Below are 19,867 nucleotides of genomic sequence, written 5' to 3'. Positions count from 1 at the left end.
CCGGAGCCCGCTGCCTTCTGTCATGCCGATGCGATTTTTCAGCCCCGGCGGGTCAGAACGAAGTTCTGTCCGGTCGCGCTGGTGCAGTTGAGCTGGCTGGTCGAGACGAGCAGGCAGTTGAAGCTGATGCCTGTCTGGCGGATCAGCGATGTGCCGGTGATCTCGACCGAGGTGGCGCCGGTCAGCCTGTAGCTGCCGTCCGCGAGCTTCTGGCCGGTGTCGGTCGCGACCGTCTGGAAGCGGCCGGCCGACAGGGTGGACAGGCCGGTGCCCTGCGCGTCGATCCATGAACCTTCGACGCCCTTGGGGGCCGCGCTTGCCGGCGGCTCGCCGGGGCCGGCGGTGGTGCAGGCGGCGAGCGCAGCCACGGCAAGGCCCGCCATGCCAAAGCCAAGCATTCTTCGCACGATGGTCATCAGGTGGAATCCTCTCCTCGGTCCGCATCCTTCAATCGCCCGATTTCCGGGCGATTGCAAGGCGTGGTTCGGGGGTGGGGATTGGTCTATCGGACGAGGATGTTGCGGAATTGCCACGGGTCCTTCTCGTCCAGGTCCTCTGCGAACAGGCCGGGGCGGCCCTCCAGAGGTGTCCAGTCGGTGTAGTGGCCCTCGACCGGGCCGAGATAGGGCGACTGCACTTCGAGGCAGCGGCGATAGTCCGTCTCGTCGGCCTCGACGATGCCGGCGTTCGGATTCTCCAGCGCCCACACCATGCCGGCGAGCACGGCGGAAGACACCTGCAGGCCGGTGGCGTTCTGGTAGGGCGCAAGACGCCGCGCGTCCGCCAGCGAAAGATGCGAGCCGAACCAGTAGGCGTTTTTCCCGTGCCCGTAGAGCAGCACGCCGAGTTCGTCGATGCCGTCGACCAGTTCGTTCTCGTCCAGCACATGCAGGACGGGCTGCGCCTTGCCGCCGGCGCCGAACATTTCGTGCAGCGACAGCACCGCGTCGTTGCAGGGGTGGTAGGCGTAGTTGCAGGTCGGCCGGTACTTCACCTTGCCGTCCTTGCCGTAGACGGTGAAGAATTCGGCGATCGAGATCGCCTCGTTGTGGGTGACGAGGAAGCCATATTGCGGCCCGGCGGACGGCACCCAGGTGCGCACGCGCGTGTTGGCGCCCGGCTGCTCCAGGAAGATCGCTGCCTGCGAGCCGTGCTTCTGCTTGCGGGCGTTCTTCGGCATCCATTTCTCATGCGTGCCCCAGCCGAGTTCCGACGGCTGCAGTCCCTCTGAGATGAAGCCCTCGACCGACCAGGTGTTCCAGAACACGTTCATCGGCTTGGGCTTCTTGGCGCGCTGGGTATCGCGTTCGGCGATGTGGATGCCCTTGACGCCGGCTTGTCTCATCAGTTTCGCCCAGCCTTCGCGGTCGTCGGTGGCCGGTTCGGCGAATTTCAGGCCGAGGTCGTGGGCGAGGTTGAGCAGCGCCTGCTTGACGAACCAGGACACCATGCCCGGATTGGCGCCGCAGGTGGAGACAGCCGTCGTGCCGCCGGGATGCTTGCGCTTTTCCGCCAGCAGCGTCTCGCGCAGCGCGTAGTTGGTGCGCGCGGCGTTGTCGGCGTCGGCGTCGAAGTAGAAGCCCAGCCACGGCTCGACCACGGTATCGACATAGAGCGCGCCGAGCTTGCGGGTCAGCCGCATCAGGTCAACCGAGCCGGTATCGACCGACAGGTTGACGCAGAAGGCCTGGCCGTCGCCGTTGGTCAGGTATGGCGTGAGCAGATCCTTGTAGTTGTCCTTGGTGACGGCCTCCTTGACGAAGCTAATGCCGCGTTCGTCCGCCAGCTTGCGGTTTTCCTCGCTGGGATCGATGATGACCATGCGCGACTTGTCGAACTTGAAATGGCGTTCGATGAGAGGAAGCGTTCCGCGACCGATCGAGCCGAAGCCGATCATCACGACGGGGCCGGTAATCTCACCATAGACGGGCCATTTTTCATTCGCCATTTTTCGGGGCACTCCTTTTCGAACAAGCGGATTTACAGCAAAGCCGGGCGCGGGCGCCCGGCTGGAGGCGCCTCCATACACGCTCGCCCGGATTAAAGCGAATCTACGCCGGCTGACTTCTATGCGTCAGCGGCTGCTTGCAACCAGTCGACCAGCCGGTCGCGGTCGGCGGTGAGGCCCTTGTAGTCGAGCTGGGCGGTGTCGAGCGCCATCAACTGACCGGCAAAGGAGGCGGCCAGCCTCGCCTTGTCGGGATGCCTTGCCAGAACGGCCAACGGGTCGAGGTGGATACGGATGGTGAACAGCACGTCGCGTGAGACGGGCAGCTTGCGCAAGGTCTGCCGCTCGACGCGGATGAAGGCGCTGGCGTCGATGTCGCCGGTATCGGCGAAACGGGACGGGCGGCCGGTGGCGCGGTCGTCGCGCTCGACGTTCGACAACGGATGGTAGAGCGCATCGCCGGCCTGGATCGACCAGTTGTAGCGCTCCATCGCCTGGCCCTGCAAGCCGTCGAACATGCGCGCGATCAGCTCGTCCGGGCGCGAGCCGGGGCCGAAGCCCGGCACCGGGATGTGGATGGTGTGCAGCGTCTTGCCGAACTTTTCCGTCAGCGTCCAGGATGAGGGGAAGCACAGCGAGCCGGCGGCCAGCCGCCAGCCGTCGCCGCCGCGGCGCATGAGGATGAGGTCCTCCTGCACCAGAAGCGAGGCGGCCACCAGCGGGGCGTCGAGGGCGAGAGGCGGGGCGGGAGGCAAATTGCGCACGGCGACCCCGTCGCCGACTACCGCATGGGTGCGCGGGAAACGCTCGGGCAGGTGCGCCGTCAGCATATCCAGCACTTCCTGCTGGGCGGCGCGGGTGTCCGGCTCCTCGACGAAGACCTTTTCCGGCATCTCGGCATAGAGACAGCGCTTTTCCGCGAGATGGGCGAAAAGGTTCTCGTCGACCTCGATCCAGTCGGCGAGGGCGAGCGGCTTGAGCCCGATGGTGAAGGGTTTCGAGGAACCGTCGTATGGGGCATGGGCGGGAGTGGCGGCCACGTCAAAAACCTCGCTATCTGTTCCGCCGATAACTTGCCGGACGAAAAGCCGCAACGGTGCGCGGTTAGGCCAGCCGTGCCGGGATCAGTCCACGCAGCGAATTGCCGACGAGGACCGCCTTGGCCGATTTGAGGTCATCGTAGGAGAACACCGCTTCCTCTGCCTTGCCCTGGTCCAGCATTTCGGCGCGCAGCACGCCTGCGAGCAGGCCGCAGTCGAGGCGGGGCGTGGCAAGTGCCGCGCCGCCGAAATCGGCGAAGAGGGTGGTGATGGTGCCTTCGCACAGTTCGCCGCGCTCGTTGGCGAGCAGCACCTCGTCGGCCTGGGTGACGAGGTATTCGGAGCGTGCGTGGGTGTAGGCCTGCCGCCGGCTGGTCTTGTGACGCAGCAGCGGATCGGCCGAGTCGAGCCGGGAACGGGCGAGTCCCAGTTTCCATACCCGGTCCGCGGGCAGCGGCTCGTAGGGTTGCGCCGAGGCCGTCACGTCGCCGTTGCGCGACAGCACAAGGCGGGTGCGCAGCGCCGCCGATTGTCGCGCCGTGGCGTTCGCCAGGGCCTCGCCCACGCGCCGCGGATCGCAGGCGAAGCCGAGTTCGGTCGCCGAGGCGTAGAGCCTTGCCAGATGCCGATCCAGGCGCAGGAAGCCGGCGTCCGGCTCCCAGCGCATCGTCTCGATCAGTTCGAAGTCGGGTTGTCCGCTGTCGGGGCCTGTCCCGTCGCGTAGCGCGCCTTCAAGAGGCATTCGGCGTACTCCTCCTCAGCGGTGGAATCGAAGACGACGCCGCCGCCGACATTGTAGACGGCACGGCCGCCGGGAAAGAGGGTGATCGTGCGGATGGCGACGTTGAAGCGCATGCGGCCGCCCGGCGCGATCCAGCCGATGGCGCCGCAATAAGCGTTGCGCGGCGTCCCTTCCAGTTCGCGCAGGATTTCCATGGCGCGGATCTTCGGCGCGCCGGTGATGGAGCCGCAAGGGAAAAGGGCGGCGAATATCCGCCGGATCGTCAGGCCGGGCAGGAGTTTCGCCCGCACCCGGCTTACCATCTGGTGCACGGTGGCAAAGCTTTCGATGCGGAACAGTTCCGGCACGTCGAGGCTGCCGACCTCCGAGATCAGGGAGATGTCGTTGCGCAACAGGTCGACGATCATGCGGTTTTCCGCTTGGTTCTTCGGATCGTTGCGCAGGAATTCCCTCAGCCGTTCGTCCTCTTGCGGAGTGGCGCCGCGCGGCGAGGTGCCCTTCATCGGATGCGTCTCGATCCAGCCGTCGGCGTCCACCTCGAAGAACAGTTCAGGCGAGCGTGACAGGATCACCGGTCCGCCGAGATCGACCAGCGCGCCGTATTTGACCTTCTGGCGTCGCACCAGCGCGTCGAAGCCCGACAGCGGGTCGCCGCTCCATCCGGCTTCGACGGGAAAGGTCAGGTTGCCCTGGTAGCAGTCGCCCTGCCGGAGGTGCCGGTGCAGCGTGTCGAAGCGCTTGCGGTAGTCCTCGAACGACCATGTCGCGCGCACGCCATGGATCGGGCCGTTGGTGGCGGGACGGCGGTCGGCAGGCAGGGCGTTGTCGGAGGGGCCGTCGAAGACGCCGAGCACGAGCAGCGGCGTATCACGCCTTTCGGGGATGATCGGCGCCAGCTTCGGTTCCAGCAGGTAGCCGGCCTCGTAGGAAAAGTAGCCTGCCAGCCAGCGGCCGGCCTCGTGCGCGCGCTGCGCTTCCTCCAGCGCGGGAAAGAAGTCCTCCGTCCGTTCCGCGACGATGATTTTCCGGGGCCGGTCGAAGAGCGTTTCTTCGCCGGAGAAATCGTCGCGGAAAAGGATGAATGGCGCGTCAGGTGAAGACATCGTCGCTCACCATGGAGACGAGAACCGTCCGCTTGTTCGCCAAGCTCAATCCAGCGCTTCCAACTCGTCGATCAGGCCGGAAATGACGCCGAGGCCGATCTGCCAGAACGAGGGATCGGTGGCGTCGAGGCCGAAAGGCTTCAGCAGTTCCGAATGGTGTTTGGTGCCGCCGGCCTTCAGCATGTCGAAATACTTCTCCTGGAAGCCGCGCTCGGAGCCCCGGTAGACGGCATAGAGCGAGTTCACCAGACAATCTCCGAAGGCATAGGCGTAGACGTAGAAGGGCGAATGGATGAAATGCGGGATGTAGGTCCAGAACGTCTCGTAGCCTTCGCGCAGTTTTATCGCGGGGCCAAGGCTCTCGGCCTGCACTTCCAGCCAGAATTGCCCGAGCTTGTCGGACGTCAGCTCGCCGTTGCGGCGCTCGGCATGCACCTTGCGCTCGAATTCGTAGAAGGCGATCTGGCGCACCACCGTGTTGATCATGTCCTCCACCTTCTGGGCGAGCATGGCCTTGCGCTCGCGCTTGTCGGCGGTGGCGTCGAGCAGCGAGCGGAAGGTCAGCATCTCGCCGAAGACGGAGGCCGTCTCGGCCAGCGTCAGCGGCGTGGAAGCCATCAGCGCGCCCTGGCCGCCGGCCAGAACCTGATGCACGCCGTGGCCGAGCTCGTGCGCCAGGGTCATCACGTCGCGCGGCTTGCCCATATAGTTGAGCAGAACGTAAGGATGGACTGACGGAACAGTGGGATGGGCGAAGGCGCCGGGGGATTTTCCGGGCCGCACCGGCGCATCGATCCAGTTGCGGTCGAAGAAGCTGCGCGCGATATCGGCCATCTGCGGCGAGAAGCGGTGATAGGCGGAAAGAACCGTATTCTTCGCGTCGTCCCATGCGATCGTCGCCTTCGGCGTTTCGGGCAGCGGCGCGTTGCGGTCCCAGTGGTTCATCGCCTCCATGCCGAGCCAGCGCGCCTTCATCGCATAGTAGCGGTGCGACAGGCGCGGATAGGCTTCGCGAACGGCGGCGGCCAGCGCATCCACGACGCCGCGCTCCACCCGGTTGGCGAGGTGGCGGGAATCGGCGATGTCCTTGAAGCCGCGCCAGCGGTCGGAGATCTCTTTGTCCTTGGCCAGCGTGTTGGTGATCAGCGTGAAGGTGCGCAGGTTCTTCGAGAAGGTGGCGGCGAGCGCCTCGGACGCCTTGCGCCGGACCTCGCCGTCGGCGTCCTGCAAACGGTTCAGCGTCGGCTCCAGGGTCAGTTCCTCGCCGTCGATGGAAAAGCGCAGGTCCGCCATCGTCTCGTCGAACAGGCGGTTCCAGGCACCGCGGCCGGTCACCGACTTCTCGTGGAAAAGCTGCTCGATGCGGTCTTCGAGCTGGTAGGGCTTGTCCATCCTGAGGTCCAGCACCCACGGCCGGTAGTGGCCGAAGGCGGGATCGGCATCGAGGGCTGCTTCGATCGCCGCGTCCTCGATCAGGTTGAGTTCCAGCGCGAAGAACAGCAGATGCGCGCTGGCGTCCGTCATCTTCTCCTGCACGTCGCCGTAGAGCTTGGCGCGCTGCGGATCGACGGTGTTGCCGGAGTAAACCAACCCGGCATAGGAGACGATGCGGCCGATCAGCTCCTCCAGCGCCTCGTATTGCTTCAGGGCCTCGCCGAGCTTGCCGTCGCTGCCGCGTCCGGCCTCGGCGGCCAGCGTGCCTTTCCAGCGGCTTTCGAAGGCGATTGCGTCGGCGGCCGCCTTTTCCAGATCGCGTCTGAGTTCCGGCGCCTCCATGCCGCTGTAGAGATCGGCGAGGTTCCATTCCGGCAGATCGCCCATAGTCGCCGCCGTGCCCTGAGCGGTGGAAGCCGCGGCGAGCCGGCGGCGCGAGATGATGTTCATGCCAGTACCTTCAACGAGGGTTGGGACGGAAAGCCGGTCAAATGCGAAGCAATTCGTTCACCGGCTTTTTTGAAAGCTTATTTAGAACCCTGTGCCAGGATGATCCATAGGGCAGAACCGTGCAGCCTGAGAATTCGAACGACCGATGACAGGTTCAATCCTCATAGTCGATGACGATCCGGTGCAGCGGCGCCTGCTGGAGGCGGCGGTGATCCGTTTCGGCCATGCTACCGTCGTAGCCGAGGGCGGGGAGGCCGGCTTGAGCGCGCTCGACGGCCCCGGCGCCCGCGACATCTCGGCGATGATCCTCGATCTCGCCATGCCGGGCCTGGACGGCATCGGCGTCCTGAAGGCTATGCGCGAGCGCGCCATCCATGTGCCCGTCATCGTGCAGACGGCGCAGGGCGGCATCGAGACGGTGGTGCAGGCGATGCGCCACGGCGCCTTCGACTTCGTCGTCAAGCCGGCCTCGCCGGACCGCCTGCAAACCGCGATCGCCAACGCGCTGAAGGTGGAGGCGGTCGAGGGCGAGGTGAAGCGCGGCGCGCGCCGCAGCGGCGGCTCGCTCACCTTCAAGGACATGATTACGCAGAGCCCCGCCATGGATCGCGTGATCCGGCTCGGCCAGAAGGCGGCTGCCTCCAACATCCCGATCCTCATCGAAGGCGAATCGGGCGTCGGCAAGGAACTAGTGGCGCGCGCCATCCAGGGGTCTGGCGAGCGCCGCTCGAAGGCCTTCGTCACCGTCAATTGCGGCGCCATTCCGGACAATCTGGTGGAATCGATCCTGTTCGGCCACGAGAAGGGCTCCTTCACCGGCGCGACGGAAAAGCACACCGGCAAGTTCGTCGAGGCGCATGGCGGCACGCTGTTCCTCGACGAGATCGGCGACCTGCCGCTCGACGTGCAGGTCAAGCTCCTGCGCGCCGTGCAGGAGGGCGAGGTCGACCCGGTCGGTGGCAGGGCCACCGTCAAGGTCGACATCAGGCTGATCTCGGCGACGCATCGCGACCTGTTGCAGCGGGTCAGGGACGGCGCCTTCCGCGAGGACCTGTTCTATCGCCTCAACGTCTATCCCATCCATGTGCCGCCGCTGCGCGAGCGGCGCGACGACATTCCGCATCTGGTCCGGCATTTCATGCAGCGGGTCGGCGCGACCGACCCGCACCGGCGCATCGACGGCATCACCGACGAGACACTGGCTATGCTTGCCGCCTACGACTGGCCGGGCAACATCCGCCAGCTCGAGAACGCCGTCTACCGTGCCTCGGTGCTGGCCGAAGGCACGATGCTGACGCCGGAAGAATTTCCGCAGATCCGCGCTCAGGTGGAGGGCGTCGTCGATCTCGGCGCCGACGCGGATTCGCAAGCGGCGAAGGCCGACATGGCGGCGGTCGCGGTTTCGCCGGAACGTCGTGAGGTCGAAGCTTCGGCCAGCGAGCCGCCGATGCCGCCTGCCGAGCCGTTCGGTTCGCTGCGCGCGCTCGACGAGCGCGGCAATGTGCGCTCGCTCGCCGCCGTCGAACTCGAAATGATCAAGCTCGCCATCGACCGCTACAACGGCCAGATGAGCGAGGTAGCCAGGCGTCTCGGCATCGGTCGCTCGACGCTCTACCGCAAGCTTAAGGAATACGGCATCGATCCCGAGGCCGGGCGCCTCGAGCGGCTCGCCTCCTAAGCGAATCGGCCGGCTGCCGTCGGTTCCCTGCCCGCCGGATATCGAAGTCGCGTGCCGTTACAGGCCTTTTCACGCAATGTGGCAGCCGGTAACGGATCGTGTTCGCGAAAACGGGGAATTGTGATCTAAACCAGCGGTTTACCAAGTGTGGCGGAGTAGCTTTTTCGCCGCGTTGCCGCCATGGTGTTGGCGCAATTTGCTTCAATAAGCGATGATTAACCAATAGGATCGATATTCGGGCGTACTCACGTCCGTTTGGTCAAATCCGGGGACAAACGGCAGCCTGCAAGGCCTTTTGATTTGAACAGAATCGAACGACTCACAAACGGGCGGCACTTCAGCGCGGGCTGGTCGAAATGGCTGGCAGCGGCGGCTCTCGCCCTTGGCTTCCTTTCGACGACGGCAGTCACGGCCAGTGCCGAGACACGCTCGCTGAAGTTCTATCATCTGCATACGCATGAGAAGGCGGAGATCGTCTACAAGCGCAACGGCCGCTACGTTCCGGAGGGCTTGAAGAAGATCAACTACATCCTGCGCGACTGGCGCCGCAACGAGCCGGTCAAGATGGATCCGCGCCTGCTCGACCTGGTCTGGGAGGCCTATCGCGAGAGCGGCGCCACCAGCTACATCCAGGTCATCTGCGGCTACCGTGCGCCGGCCACCAATTCCATGCTGCGCAGCCGTTCCAGGGGCGTGGCGCAGAAGAGCCAGCATATGCTCGGCAAGGCGCTGGATTTCTACATCCCCGGCGTGCCCTTGAAGACGCTGCGCAACATCGGCCTGAAGATGCAAGGCGGCGGCGTCGGCTATTATCCGACCTCGGGCTCGCCCTTCGTCCACATGGACGTCGGCAATGTGCGCCATTGGCCCGGCATCAGCCGCCAGGAACTGGCGCGCGTGTTCCCGAACGGCAAGACCCTGCATGTGCCCTCCGACGGCAAGCCGCTGCCCGGCTACGAGGTGGCACTGGCCGCATACAAGGCGCGCAAGTCGAGCGGCACACCCAACATCGAACTGGCCAGCGCCGGCGGCTCCGGGAAGTCCGGCACGCTGTGGACGGCACTGTTCGGCGGCGGTGCCGACGAGGCGGAAGACGAGGCCGATGTGGCCTCTGCCGCTCCGGCGCCGAGGGCCAAGGTCGCCAAGGCGGCCCCGACCGCCAAGACCCAGCCCGGCATTGCCATCGTTTCGCCCGACAGGGCGCAGCGCGCCGACATCCCGATGGTCGAGGACGCCGCCGACGAGGCGCCGACGGCCGAGCAGGAAGCGCCTGCGACACCGGAAACCATCATCGCGGCGCTGCCGGCGCGCGACGTGCCGCTGCCGGCCTTTGCGCCGCGGCCTAAGGCCGATGTCGGCGTCGAGGCGATGGCCCGGGCCGATGTGCCCGAGACGCCCGAGACGGTTCCGTTCGGCATGGCCGATACATCCGCGCAGCGTCCGACCGTGGATGTCCAGCCGGTGCAGGTGGCTTCTGCCGCGCCGACGCCAGACAGCATGCCGTTCGGCAAGGCCGATGCGACGGCTTCCGTGCAGGACGAGCAGGCGACCGTTGCCGGCGTGCCCTTGCCGACTTGGCGTCCCCAGCATTCGCCCGCCCCCGATCAGCAGATCGGCAACCAGCAGGCCGTGCTTCTGGCGCTGGCGGACACCGCGCAGGGCAACGGCGCCAGCCAGGCGCTGTCGGCGCAGGCCCTGTCCACCGTGCCGTCCGAGCGGCCCGACGTGGCAAGGCCCGACGAGGTCAAGGCCATGCTGGAGAAGGTTTCGACCGACGACTACCAGGTCGCCTCGCTGACGGCGATGCCGCCGCGTTCGGCCTTCAGTGATCCGTCCGGCGTCGATGCATCGCCGCGGTTGGCGGTTGCGGCTCGTCCGGCCGGTTCCGATCCCGTCGCGGCGGTCGGCGGCAGTGTCAAGACGACGCCGAAGGAAGCGCGCGCCAACGCCCGGGACGCCAAGCCCGGCCCGAAGGCAGTGGTGCTGCCGGCTCCGCCAAAACTGGCGCGCTGGGCGCTCGACGGCGAGGACGCCGTCAACGAAGCGGCCGCCACCGAAACGAATGCGCAGCCGCGTCTGGCCTACAATCTGGTGCGCACCGCGCCCGTCGAGGTCTACACCACCGGGTTCACCAACACCGACGAGATGGGCGAAGCGCACCGCTTCACCGGCTCGGCCGTGAAGTTCATCTCGGTGGCCCGCTTCGGCCAGAAGTAATGACGCAAGCCGGATCCGTCTTGCCACCGATCCAGTAATAAAAAGGCCGCGCCGGAATTTCCGGCGCGGCTTTGTCTTATGGGTTCGTTACCGGCCCGCTGGCCGTCAGTTGCTCAACAGCCGCGTCCAATTCCCCGAACCGGTGCAGATATAGGTGGCGATCTTGCCGGCGGCCTGGGCCACACCGGTTGCCGTAGCGGCGCCGTTGATGGTGTTGGGGCTGGTGCCGAAAACCTGGACGCTGTTCGCGCCCAGGTTGGCGACGGTCTGCTGGCGACCGGGCACGCAGGCCGCGAGCTTGACGGAGGCATTCGCGGCGGAAGCGGTCGCGATCGTGTTGACGCTGGCCTGCAGCAATGTCGCGTTGGTCTGGCCGCCGCTGGCATAGGCCGTGATGCCGGTGGCTGTCCGTGCCGTGTCGGGAATGTCGCTTACGCCGGACACGTTGTAGCCGGCGGTCGGCTCGCTGCCCTCGACGACCGCCACGGTGAACGATCCGTTCGGATTGGTCGAGGTGTTGAACAGCCCGCTGGTGGCGAAGCCCGAGACGGTGACGTCGGAGCTCGAGGTTCCCGTATCGTAGGAGAACACATAGGCCGGCGTGACCGGTCCCGTGCCGCCGTCATCGCTGCCGACGACGCTCAGGCCGCCGCTTATGCTGACGTTCTTCGAGCCGCTGATGTAGATCTGGGCATTCTCGTCGGGGCCGACATTGTTGCGGCCGTTGCGGGAGAACACCGAATTGGAGACGGTCATGCCGGTGACGCCGACGAGGCGCAGGCCAGCCTTGTAGTTGCGGTCGAACAGCGAGTTCGAAATGCTGTTGTTGTTCGTGCCACCGTAGCTTTCGAGGCCGAACCCCTGGTTCCACTCGAAACGGCTGTTGACGATCGTGTTGGCATTGGCCCCGGTGCCGAGATAGATGCCGTCGCCGGTGTTGTTGGCGAGGTCGGCATTGACGACGAAGGAATCGATCAGGTTCTCTATCCCGGTCACATTGTTGCCGAACGTGCTGTTGAGGACATGAGCGCCGCCGGTGTACGCGCCGCCTCCGAACCCGACGTCGCATCCGACGACGGTCGTATCCTCGACGGTCAACTGAAAGCTGCCGCCCGAAATCCCGTTGATGCCGGAATTCCTACAGTCGATGAAGACACCCTCGACGGCGGCGCCTTCCGTGACGCCGCTGACGTCGAGAATCTGGGTCGCCCCGGACACCGCGACGAGGACGGGGCGGGCATTGGTGGTGCTTGCCGTTTCGGTGCCGTATTCGACGACGCCGAGGCCGGCGAGCCTGTTTCCGTCGTTCATCCTGACGTCGCCGACGGCATAGGTCTTCGCCGGATCAACCCAGCAGACCGTGTTGTGGGCGAGGCAGAGGTTGAAGGCCGCGGTGTCGTCGGTCGTGCCGTCGCCGACAGCGCCATAGTTCATCACATTGCCGCTTGTCGGACCGGCGAGGGCAAGCGCGGTCGCGCATAGATAGAAAGCCAGGCAGAATCCGAATCCCTGTCTTCTCATGTAAGGCTCCATTTTCGTTTCTGGTGATGGTTTCGACCGGCCCGGATTTCAGGCACGAATCGACAGGCCCGCGCCGCTCGGGCGGCCGGGATCGCTCGGCATCGGCTTCGGCGTCGCCGCCGGCCGTTGCGATGTGGTAAAGAAAAGAAGGACGCGGCCCGAAGGATCGCGAAGGAAGGCGGCAAGATGGGGCCGCGTACGGGACACCCGGTAAAAGGCCGCCCTAGGCCTGGCGTCTTCCTGCCCGGTCGGGCCTAGCGGGCGAGCGCGCTCGCCGCCTTGGCCAGCGCCTCGATCTCGTCCCAGCGGCCGGCCTTGACCAGATCGTCGGGCGCGACCCATGAGCCGCCGACGCACAGAACGTTGGGCAGGCCGAGATAGTCGGCCGCGTTCTTCGGGCCGATGCCGCCCGTCGGGCAGAACCTGACATCGGCGATCGGCGAGGCGAGCGCCTTGAGGAAAGCGGCGCCGCCGGCCTGTTCCGCCGGGAAGAATTTCAGGAAGTCGAGCCCCGCCTCGCGCGCGGCCATGATCTCGCCGGGCGTGATGGCGCCCGGCAGCAGCGGCACCTCGCTGGGCTCCGCAGCCACCAGCAGTTCGCGCGTGATGCCGGGGCTGACGATGAATTTCGAGCCCGCCGAGGCCGCCTCGTCGAACTGGCTGGCGGACAGGATGGTGCCGGCGCCGACAACCGCTTCCGGCACCTCGGCCGCGACGCGGCGGATGCACTCCAGCGCGTCCGGCGTGCGCAGCGTGATCTCGATCGCCTTCAGCCCGCCGCGGGCGAGCGCACGCGCCAGCGGCACGGCATGCGCCACATCCGTAATCTTCAGCACCGGGATGACAGGCTGGCCGTCCAGCAGCGCCAGCAGCCTTTCGGTCTTGCTCGCCCCGCTCTGGGTTCCCTTGGTCGCCATGTCGAGCCTCCGATGCTGCGGCTAGTTCGGTCGAAACAGCTTTCAACCGATTTAGCGTCCGTCTAGCAGACCGGTCCGGTGAAGTCCACGCGGCGTCTTGCATCAGGCGCCTCCGAACAGGCCGGAAAGCCGTTGCCTGAGCCAGCTCCAGAGCCGGACGAGGGGGCCGTTCCTGCTCAGCGCGGCGCGAAGAGCCGCCTGCGTCGCCGGCCCGGCGATGCCGTCCGCCATGAGGCCATTGTCCTCTTGGAAGCGCATGACGGCTGCGGCCGTTGCCGGGCCGAAGGCGCCATCGGCGTCGAGCGCGTAACCTAGGGCGAGGAGGTCGCGCTGCAATTCTGTCACGGCCTCGCCTTTCGCGCCGCGGCCGAGCAGGACGGGACCGGAGCCCATGCCGCCGTCCGTGGCGACGCTGTCTTTGCCGACGTTCTTTCCGCCATAGCGCGCATAGGCGGCGGCGATTTTGGTGTCATAGCCATATTGCTTGTAGGCGGGGCCGTTGTAACCGCGCGCGAAGGCGTTCCAGTCGCCGTCGCGCAGCGCGCCGGCCAGCCCGGCCTTTTCGATATAGAGCGCCATCAGCCGGATCTGGCCGGCGATGCCGGAGCGAGCTTCCGTCACCAAGGCATCGACGCTGGCAAATCCCAGCCAGTTCCAATGCGCGCCCATCACCTGCCCGAGGCCCCACGAAACCGACTCGTAGGCTGCCTTCGCGTCGATCGCGGCCGCTTCCTTGAGCATGCGCCAGCGGGCTTCCTGCGTGGCGGGATTGGCGATCGCCCCGGCCACTGGCGAGGCCAGCCCTTTTTCGCGCGCCAGAGCGCGCCGATCCTCGTCGAGCCGGCGGTCGAAATAGTGGCCCTCGAAGCGGATCAGCGGTTCGCGGCGGCCGGCTACGAGTGCGAAGGCTTTGCCGCCGCTCTCGACCTCGGCGACCGCCAGCAGCGAAGCCGGTTCGAGATCGAGCGCCTTGGCGGCTTCGGTAATCTCGCTGACGACGTCCTTGCTGAACATTTTTGGCCCTTCGGTTGAAGACCAAGTATCGTCCGTTTTGGAAAGGCGTGAATATCTTGCACGTTTTCGCCATGCCCTATTCGGCGTGGAAAGCCTGTCCAGCTTGAAACGGATCGACCGAGCGGTTACGGAGCGGTCATGGATTTATCCCCGTCCAAGCCGCTGTTTCGCGTTGCCGCGCTTTATCGCTTTGCCCGCCTGGACGGGCATGAGGAACTGCGCGCGCCGCTCGCCGCCTTCTGTTGCGCGCGGGGCATCAAGGGCACGCTGCTGCTGGCGCCCGAGGGCATCAACGGCACTGTCGCGGGGACCGCGGAAGCGATTTGCGAGCTTGTCGCCCATCTGCAAGCGCTGCCCGGCCTCGACGGACTCGACGTCAAGTACAGCCATGCGGTCGACATGCCGTTCCACCGCATGAAGGTCAGGCTGAAGCGCGAGATCGTCACCATGGGCGTCGAGGGCATCGACCCGGCCATGAGCGCCGGCACCTATGTCGAACCGTCGGAGTGGAACGCGCTGATCTCCGATCCCGATACGGTCGTCATCGACACCCGCAACGCCTACGAAGTCTCGCTGGGCAGCTTTCGCGGCGCGCTCGATCCGCAAACGGCCAGCTTCCGGCAGTTCCCCGGCTGGGTGGACGAGCATCGCGCCAACCTGGAGGGCAGGAAGGTCGCCATGTTCTGCACCGGCGGCATACGTTGCGAGAAGGCGACGGCCTATGTGAAGGCGCTCGGCATCGATGAGGTCTTCCACCTCAAGGGCGGCATCCTGAAATATCTGGAGGAAGTGCCGCACGCCGAGAGCCTGTGGCAGGGCGAATGCTTCGTCTTCGACGAGCGGGTTTCGGTGTCGCACGGGCTGGAAGAGGGCGAGGCGGAGCTTTGCCGCGCTTGCCGCCGCCCGCTGACGTCGCAGGACCGGCAATCGCCGCACTACGTCGCCGGCGTCTCCTGTCCCCATTGCCATGACGAGCGCTCGGATGCCGACCGCGACCGCTATGCCGAGCGGCATCGACAGGTGGAACTCGCCCGCAAGCGCGGCGCGGCGGCGCATATCGGAAGCTGACCCGGCCGGCGCGACGCCAGGCTTGTCGCGCGTTTCGGTGGAAAGTCGGCGTCAGGCCACCTATGTCTGCCAGGCAATCGATCCCTGCCGCGCCGGCGGCGCCTGACCCGGAGGACTTGATGTTCGATCCCAAGAAACTGCTCGACGACCTGCTCGGCTCCAAAATCCCCGGCACGGAAGGAACCGTGCGCGACAAGGCCGGGCAGGCGGTGCAGATGGCGAAGGATAATCCGCTTGCAGCCGGCGCGCTGGCGGCCGTGCTGCTCGGCACGGGTGCCGGACGGCAGTTGACTGGCACGGCGATCAAGCTCGGCGGCATCGCCGCTATCGGCGGGCTCGCCTACAAGGCTTACCAAAACTACAAGAACGGCGACCAGCCGGTTGCGGCCGATGCGCCGGCGGCGCGCCAGCCGGAGCTTTTGCCGCCGCCGGCCGGCACGGATTTCCACCCCGCCTCGGCGCCGCAGGGCGAGGACGAGTTCGCGCTGACGCTGGTGCGCGCCATGATCGCGGCGGCCAAGGCCGACGGCCATATAGACGACGAGGAACGCAAGAAGATCGGCGACAAGCTCAGCCTGTCGGGCATCGGCGGCGAGGCCGAGGCGTTCATGCGCAAGGAACTCGAAGCACCGCTCGATCTCGGCGCGCTGGTCGCGGCGGCGCGGACGGAGGCGCAGAAGGTCGAACTCTATACCGCTTCGCGGCTGGCCATCGAACCGGATACGCGCGCCGAGCGCGGCTATCTCGACCTGCTCGCCGGCCGCCTCGGGCTGCCCGACGCGCTGGTCGACCATATCGAGGCGACGGTGTCGGCGGCCAAGGTGCCGGCTGCGTAGGGCGGTTTCATCGTTAATCTTTCGTTAACCGAACAAGCGCATCATTTTCACCAGTCGGATCGGTTTTCCTCCTCCCAAGCCGGTTCAGATTAGAGGGCGGTCGCCAATGACCGCCCTTTTTGTGCGGCGGTCCGCGAGCGGCTTGCCAGCGGCGGCGGCATCTGCGATGCCACGGTCGTTTCGGGAGGATCTCATGAGCGCAAGCAAGACAGCCATCGTCACCGGCGCGGGCACCGGCATCGGCAAGGCCGTCGCCGGCGCGTTGCTGAACGCCGGGTGGAATACGGTGTTCTGCGGCCGCCGCAAGGCACTGTTGGACGAGGCGATCGCCGCCGCAGGTCCCACGCAAGGGCAAGGGCTGGCGGTTGCTTGCGACATCAGCAAGGCCGACGAAGTGGACGCGTTGTTTGCCAAGGCGGTCGAGACGTTCGGCCGCGTCGACCTGCTCTTCAACAATGCCGGCATGGGCTACAAGTCGACGCCGATCGACGAAATTCCGGTGGAGGTGTGGAACGACGTGGTCGGCGTGAACCTCACCGGTTCCTTCCTGTGCGCCCGCGCCGCCTTCCGCCAGATGCGGCGCCAGAGCCCGCAGGGCGGCCGCATCGTCAACAACGGCTCGGTGTCGGCCTACGCGCCACGCCCCGGCTCGGTGCCCTACACCGCCACCAAGCACGCCATCACCGGCCTGACGAAAACGCTGGCGCTGGACGGACGGCCCTTCGATATCGCCTGCGGGCAGATCGACATCGGCAACGCGTTGACAGACATGGCCGTGCCGATGACGGTGGGCGTGCCGCAGGCCAACGGCACGGTCGCCGCCGAAGCGGTGATGGACGTGCGGCACGTGGCCGACGCCATGCTGCACATGGCCGGCCTGCCGCTCGACGCCAATGTGCTGTTCATGACCGTGATGGCGACCAAAATGCCCTATGTCGGGCGCGGTTGAGGCCCGACGCCGCTTCGTCCGATCTCGATCTTACGCGGTCCCTCTCTTGCGCAGCGAAAAATATCTGACTAAAGTCAGGTAATGCAATCGCAAGACATCCAGCAAGTCCGCCGCTTCAACCGGCTCGTCACCCAGCGCATCGGCGCGCTGGGCGACAGCTATCTGGCGCGCGGGCGGCCGCTCGGCGAGGCGCGGCTGATCTTCGAACTCGGCAGTTCGGGTGCGACCGATCTTGCGGCGTTGCGCCAGCGGCTCGGCCTCGATTCCGGCTATCTCAGCCGTCTGCTGCGCTCGCTCGAAAATCAGGGCGTTGTCGAATTGCGAAAAAGCCGGGAGGACGGACGCGCCCGCGACGTCGCGCTGACGGCAAAGGGCAGGGAGGAATTTTCCGCCTACGACACACTGTCCGACGATTTCGCCCGCGATCTCCTGGCGCCGCTCGGCGATGCGCAGCGGCAGCGCCTCGTCGCCGCGATGGGCGAGGTCGAACAGCTTTTGCGGGCAGCTTCCGTGACGGTCGCGTCCGAAGCCGCCGACAGCGCCGACGCTCGCCGGTGCCTGGACGCCTATATCGGCGAGCTGGCCGAGCGTTTCGAAGGCGGCTTCGAGGGCGGCTCCTTCGGCACGGCTGACATGACGCCGCCTGTCGGCTGGCTTCTGCTGGCCCGGCTGGACGGCGAGGCGATCGCTTGCGGCGCGCTGAAGCGGCTCGATGCGACGACCGGCGAGATCAAGCGGGTGTGGGTTTCGCCCGCCGCGCGCGGCATGGGCGTCGCCGGGCGGCTGATGGACCGGCTGGAGGCGCTGGCCGGCGAGATCGGCTGCCGGCGCGTGCTTCTCGACACGAACCGGACGCTGACCGAGGCGAAGGCCATGTATCTCAAGCGCGGCTATCGCGAGATCGGCCGCTACAACGACAACCCCTACGCCGACCACTGGTTCGAGAAGGGGCTGTAGGCCTTACGCCTCTTAACTCTTGTCCAGAAACGCCTGGATGCGCTCCAGCGCGCGTAAAATGTTCTCCTCGGAATTGGCGTAGGACAGGCGCATGTAGCCTTCGCCGAGCACGCCGAAATCCGGACCGCCGATCAGCGCGACGCCGGCTTCCTCCAGCAGCGCCGAGGCCAGTTCCTTCGCCTTGCGGCCGGTGGCCGAGACGTTGGGGAAGGCGTAGAAGGCGCCTTTCGGCGTGACGCAGGAGATGCCGGGAATGGCGTTCAGTCCTTCCACCACGATACGGCGGCGGCGGTCGAAGGCAGCCATCATCTTCTCCACCTCGTCCTGCGGCCCGTCGATGGCAGCGATGCCGGCATATTGGCTGGGCGCGTTGACGCAGGACCAGCAATTGACCGCCAGCTTGCGCACCTTGTCGTAGAGATGGGCGCCTTTCTCGCCGTTCGGCCAGATCGACCAGCCCATGCGCCAGCCGGTCATCGCCCATGTTTTCGACCAGCCGTTGAGCACGATCAGCCGGTCGCGGATTTCGGGGAATTGCAGCAGCGAGGTGTGTTTCTCGCCGTCATAAGTCATGACGTCGTAGATCTCGTCGGAGAGGATGGCGACGTCCGGGTGCTTCTCCAACCCCTTCGCCAGCTTCTCGATCTCGGCACGCGGGGTGACGCCGCCGGTCGGGTTGGCCGGCGAGTTGAGGATCAGCAGCCGCGTCCTCGGCGTGATCAGCGACAGCGTTTCTTCCGCCGAGAAGGCGAAGCCGTTTTCCTCGCGGATCGGCACCGGCACCGGCCTCGCCCCGGTAAACTCGATCATCGAGCGATAGATGGGAAAGCCGGGATCGGGATAGAGGATTTCCGCGCCCGGCTCGCCGAACATCAGGATGGCGGCGAACATGGTCGGCTTGCCGCCGGGCAGGATCATGACGCTCTCGGGCGAGACCTCGATGCCGGTCGTCGCCAGCGTGCGGCGCACCACCGCCTCGCGCGTCGCCAAAAGGCCATTGGCCGGCGTGTAGCCATGGTGGCCGTCGCGCAACGCCTTGATCGCCGCCTCGACAATATGGTCGGGCGTGCGGAAATCCGGCTGGCCGATGCCGAGGTTGACGATGTCGCGGCCCTCATGGGCGAGCGCGGTCGCCCGCGCCAGCACGGCGAAGGCGTTTTCCTCGCCGAGACGGTCGAAGGCTGCGATCGTGTGGAGCATTTTGTTGGTCCAGATTGGCGCTAATGGCGGGTCGGCATTTTTGGGAGGCTTCGCGGCATCTGTCAAACTCCAGAAAGTCATTCCCATGTCCGAAGATCTGAAAGACTGGCAGCCGCGGCCGCGGCCCGAGCGCAAGGTTATGGAAGGGCGGCTGGTCCGGCTGGAGCCGCTGAGCGCGGCAAGGCACGGGGACGATCTGTTCGCGGTCTCCTCGGTGCCCGACGCGATGGAACGGTTCCGCTGGCTGCCGGACTATCCGCCGAAGACGCGCGCCGAATTCCAGCCGTGGCTGGAGAAGGCGGAGGCCAGTCCCGATCCGCTGCACTTCGCCGTCATCGACAAGGCCAGCGGCAAGGTGGTCGGTCGCCAGACGCTGATGCGCATCGAGCCGGCGCACGGTGTCATCGAGATCGGCAACATCTATTGGGGGCCGCAAATGGCGCGCACGCCGGCGGCGACCGAAGCGCAGTTCCTGTTCACCCGCTATGCCTTCGACGAGCTCGGCTACCGGCGCTACGAATGGAAGTGCGACAACGACAACCGTCCCTCCAAGCGGGCGGCGGAACGTTTCGGCTTCACCTTCGAGGGCATCTTCCGGCAAGACAAGGTCGTCAAGGGCAAGAACCGCGACACGGCCTGGTTCTCGATCATCGACAAGGAATGGCCGGTACTCAAAAAAGCCTATGAGGACTGGCTCGCCCCTAGCAACTTCGACGGCGAAGGCGTACAGAAAAAACGCCTCGAGGATTTCCGTAAGTGATTGAGGCGTAAGGTTATTTTGTTACGCGAAAGG

General features: G+C 66.1%; 17 protein-coding genes. 7 read left to right on the top strand and 10 right to left on the bottom strand.

Annotated features, from left to right (window positions below; genetic code table 11):
• Window positions 1–38 precede the first annotated feature (38 nt).
• The 6 genes from FGU64_RS09175 to FGU64_RS09150 all read right to left on the bottom strand — a co-directional run bounded on the left by FGU64_RS09175 (window position 39) and on the right by FGU64_RS09150 (window position 6,717).
• Window positions 39–416 (bottom strand): hypothetical protein, encoded by a 378-nt coding sequence (locus tag FGU64_RS09175; protein WP_136356363.1) that lies wholly within the window; start codon window positions 414–416, stop codon window positions 39–41.
• An 86-nt stretch (window positions 417–502) separates the two neighbouring features.
• Complete coding sequence (locus FGU64_RS09170; protein WP_139952702.1) at window positions 503–1,948, bottom strand: homospermidine synthase; 1,446 nt, start codon at window positions 1,946–1,948, stop codon at window positions 503–505.
• 119 nt (window positions 1,949–2,067) lie between these two features.
• Window positions 2,068–2,988, bottom strand: coding sequence for a DUF3445 domain-containing protein (locus FGU64_RS09165; RefSeq protein WP_139952699.1), 921 nt, complete (start codon window positions 2,986–2,988; stop codon window positions 2,068–2,070).
• A gap of 64 nt (window positions 2,989–3,052) precedes the next feature.
• Window positions 3,053–3,730, bottom strand: coding sequence for an aminotransferase class IV family protein (locus FGU64_RS09160; protein ID WP_139952697.1), 678 nt, complete (start codon window positions 3,728–3,730; stop codon window positions 3,053–3,055).
• A complete protein-coding gene (locus FGU64_RS09155) occupies window positions 3,664–4,833 on the bottom strand; it encodes an aminodeoxychorismate synthase component I (RefSeq protein WP_139952694.1) in 1,170 nt (389 codons plus the stop codon). The genes FGU64_RS09160 and FGU64_RS09155 overlap by 67 nt, the downstream gene beginning before the upstream one ends.
• 45 nt (window positions 4,834–4,878) lie before the next feature.
• Window positions 4,879–6,717, bottom strand: coding sequence for a M3 family oligoendopeptidase (locus tag FGU64_RS09150; protein WP_180375664.1), 1,839 nt, complete (start codon window positions 6,715–6,717; stop codon window positions 4,879–4,881).
• A 145-nt stretch (window positions 6,718–6,862) separates the two neighbouring features.
• On the opposite strand from FGU64_RS09150, the gene FGU64_RS09145 reads away from it, so the two are divergent.
• Together FGU64_RS09145 and FGU64_RS09140 are read left to right on the top strand one after the other, a co-directional pair.
• Window positions 6,863–8,395, top strand: coding sequence for a sigma-54 dependent transcriptional regulator (locus tag FGU64_RS09145; RefSeq protein ID WP_139952690.1), 1,533 nt, complete (start codon window positions 6,863–6,865; stop codon window positions 8,393–8,395).
• 300 nt (window positions 8,396–8,695) lie between these two features.
• Entirely contained in the window at window positions 8,696–10,612 is a 1,917-nt protein-coding gene (locus tag FGU64_RS09140; protein WP_246671272.1) for a DUF882 domain-containing protein, read from the top strand.
• Between the two features lie 105 nt (window positions 10,613–10,717).
• Here FGU64_RS09140 and FGU64_RS09135 read toward each other — a convergent pair whose 3' ends face one another.
• From FGU64_RS09135 to FGU64_RS09125, 3 genes are all read right to left on the bottom strand, one after another.
• On the bottom strand, window positions 10,718–12,133 hold the full coding sequence (locus FGU64_RS09135; protein ID WP_180375663.1) for a right-handed parallel beta-helix repeat-containing protein: 1,416 nt from the start codon (window positions 12,131–12,133) through the stop codon (window positions 10,718–10,720).
• Between the two features lie 254 nt (window positions 12,134–12,387).
• On the bottom strand, window positions 12,388–13,050 hold the full coding sequence (locus FGU64_RS09130; protein ID WP_139952685.1) for a 2-dehydro-3-deoxy-phosphogluconate aldolase: 663 nt from the start codon (window positions 13,048–13,050) through the stop codon (window positions 12,388–12,390).
• Between the two features lie 102 nt (window positions 13,051–13,152).
• Window positions 13,153–14,064: an N-acetylmuramidase domain-containing protein gene (locus FGU64_RS09125; RefSeq protein WP_139952682.1), complete on the bottom strand. Its 912-nt coding sequence runs from the start codon at window positions 14,062–14,064 to the stop codon at window positions 13,153–13,155.
• Window positions 14,065–14,202: 138 nt separating this feature from the next.
• Between FGU64_RS09125 and FGU64_RS09120 the strand changes: the two genes are divergently transcribed.
• The 4 genes from FGU64_RS09120 (at window position 14,203) to FGU64_RS09105 (ending at window position 17,874) form a co-directional block, all read left to right on the top strand.
• Window positions 14,203–15,132, top strand: coding sequence for a rhodanese-related sulfurtransferase (locus FGU64_RS09120; protein ID WP_139952679.1), 930 nt, complete (start codon window positions 14,203–14,205; stop codon window positions 15,130–15,132).
• 119 nt (window positions 15,133–15,251) lie between these two features.
• Complete coding sequence (locus tag FGU64_RS09115) at window positions 15,252–15,968, top strand: tellurite resistance TerB family protein (RefSeq protein ID WP_139952676.1); 717 nt, start codon at window positions 15,252–15,254, stop codon at window positions 15,966–15,968.
• A gap of 193 nt (window positions 15,969–16,161) precedes the next feature.
• Window positions 16,162–16,917 (top strand): SDR family oxidoreductase, encoded by a 756-nt coding sequence (locus tag FGU64_RS09110; protein ID WP_139952673.1) that lies wholly within the window; start codon window positions 16,162–16,164, stop codon window positions 16,915–16,917.
• An 81-nt stretch (window positions 16,918–16,998) separates the two neighbouring features.
• Complete coding sequence (locus tag FGU64_RS09105) at window positions 16,999–17,874, top strand: helix-turn-helix domain-containing GNAT family N-acetyltransferase (protein WP_139952669.1); 876 nt, start codon at window positions 16,999–17,001, stop codon at window positions 17,872–17,874.
• A 12-nt stretch (window positions 17,875–17,886) separates the two neighbouring features.
• Here FGU64_RS09105 and FGU64_RS09100 read toward each other — a convergent pair whose 3' ends face one another.
• Complete coding sequence (locus FGU64_RS09100; protein ID WP_139952666.1) at window positions 17,887–19,074, bottom strand: pyridoxal phosphate-dependent aminotransferase; 1,188 nt, start codon at window positions 19,072–19,074, stop codon at window positions 17,887–17,889.
• 85 nt (window positions 19,075–19,159) lie between these two features.
• On the opposite strand from FGU64_RS09100, the gene FGU64_RS09095 reads away from it, so the two are divergent.
• A complete protein-coding gene (locus FGU64_RS09095) occupies window positions 19,160–19,834 on the top strand; it encodes a GNAT family protein (RefSeq protein ID WP_139952663.1) in 675 nt (224 codons plus the stop codon).
• The last annotated feature ends 33 nt before the right edge of the window (window positions 19,835–19,867 follow it).

The organism is Mesorhizobium sp. 8, assembly GCF_006351905.1.
GTDB classification, from domain to species: Bacteria; Pseudomonadota; Alphaproteobacteria; order Rhizobiales; family Rhizobiaceae; genus Mesorhizobium; species Mesorhizobium composti.
The sequence above is the reverse complement of the archived record's forward strand: the minus strand, read 5'-3'. Positions and strand labels throughout refer to the sequence as shown.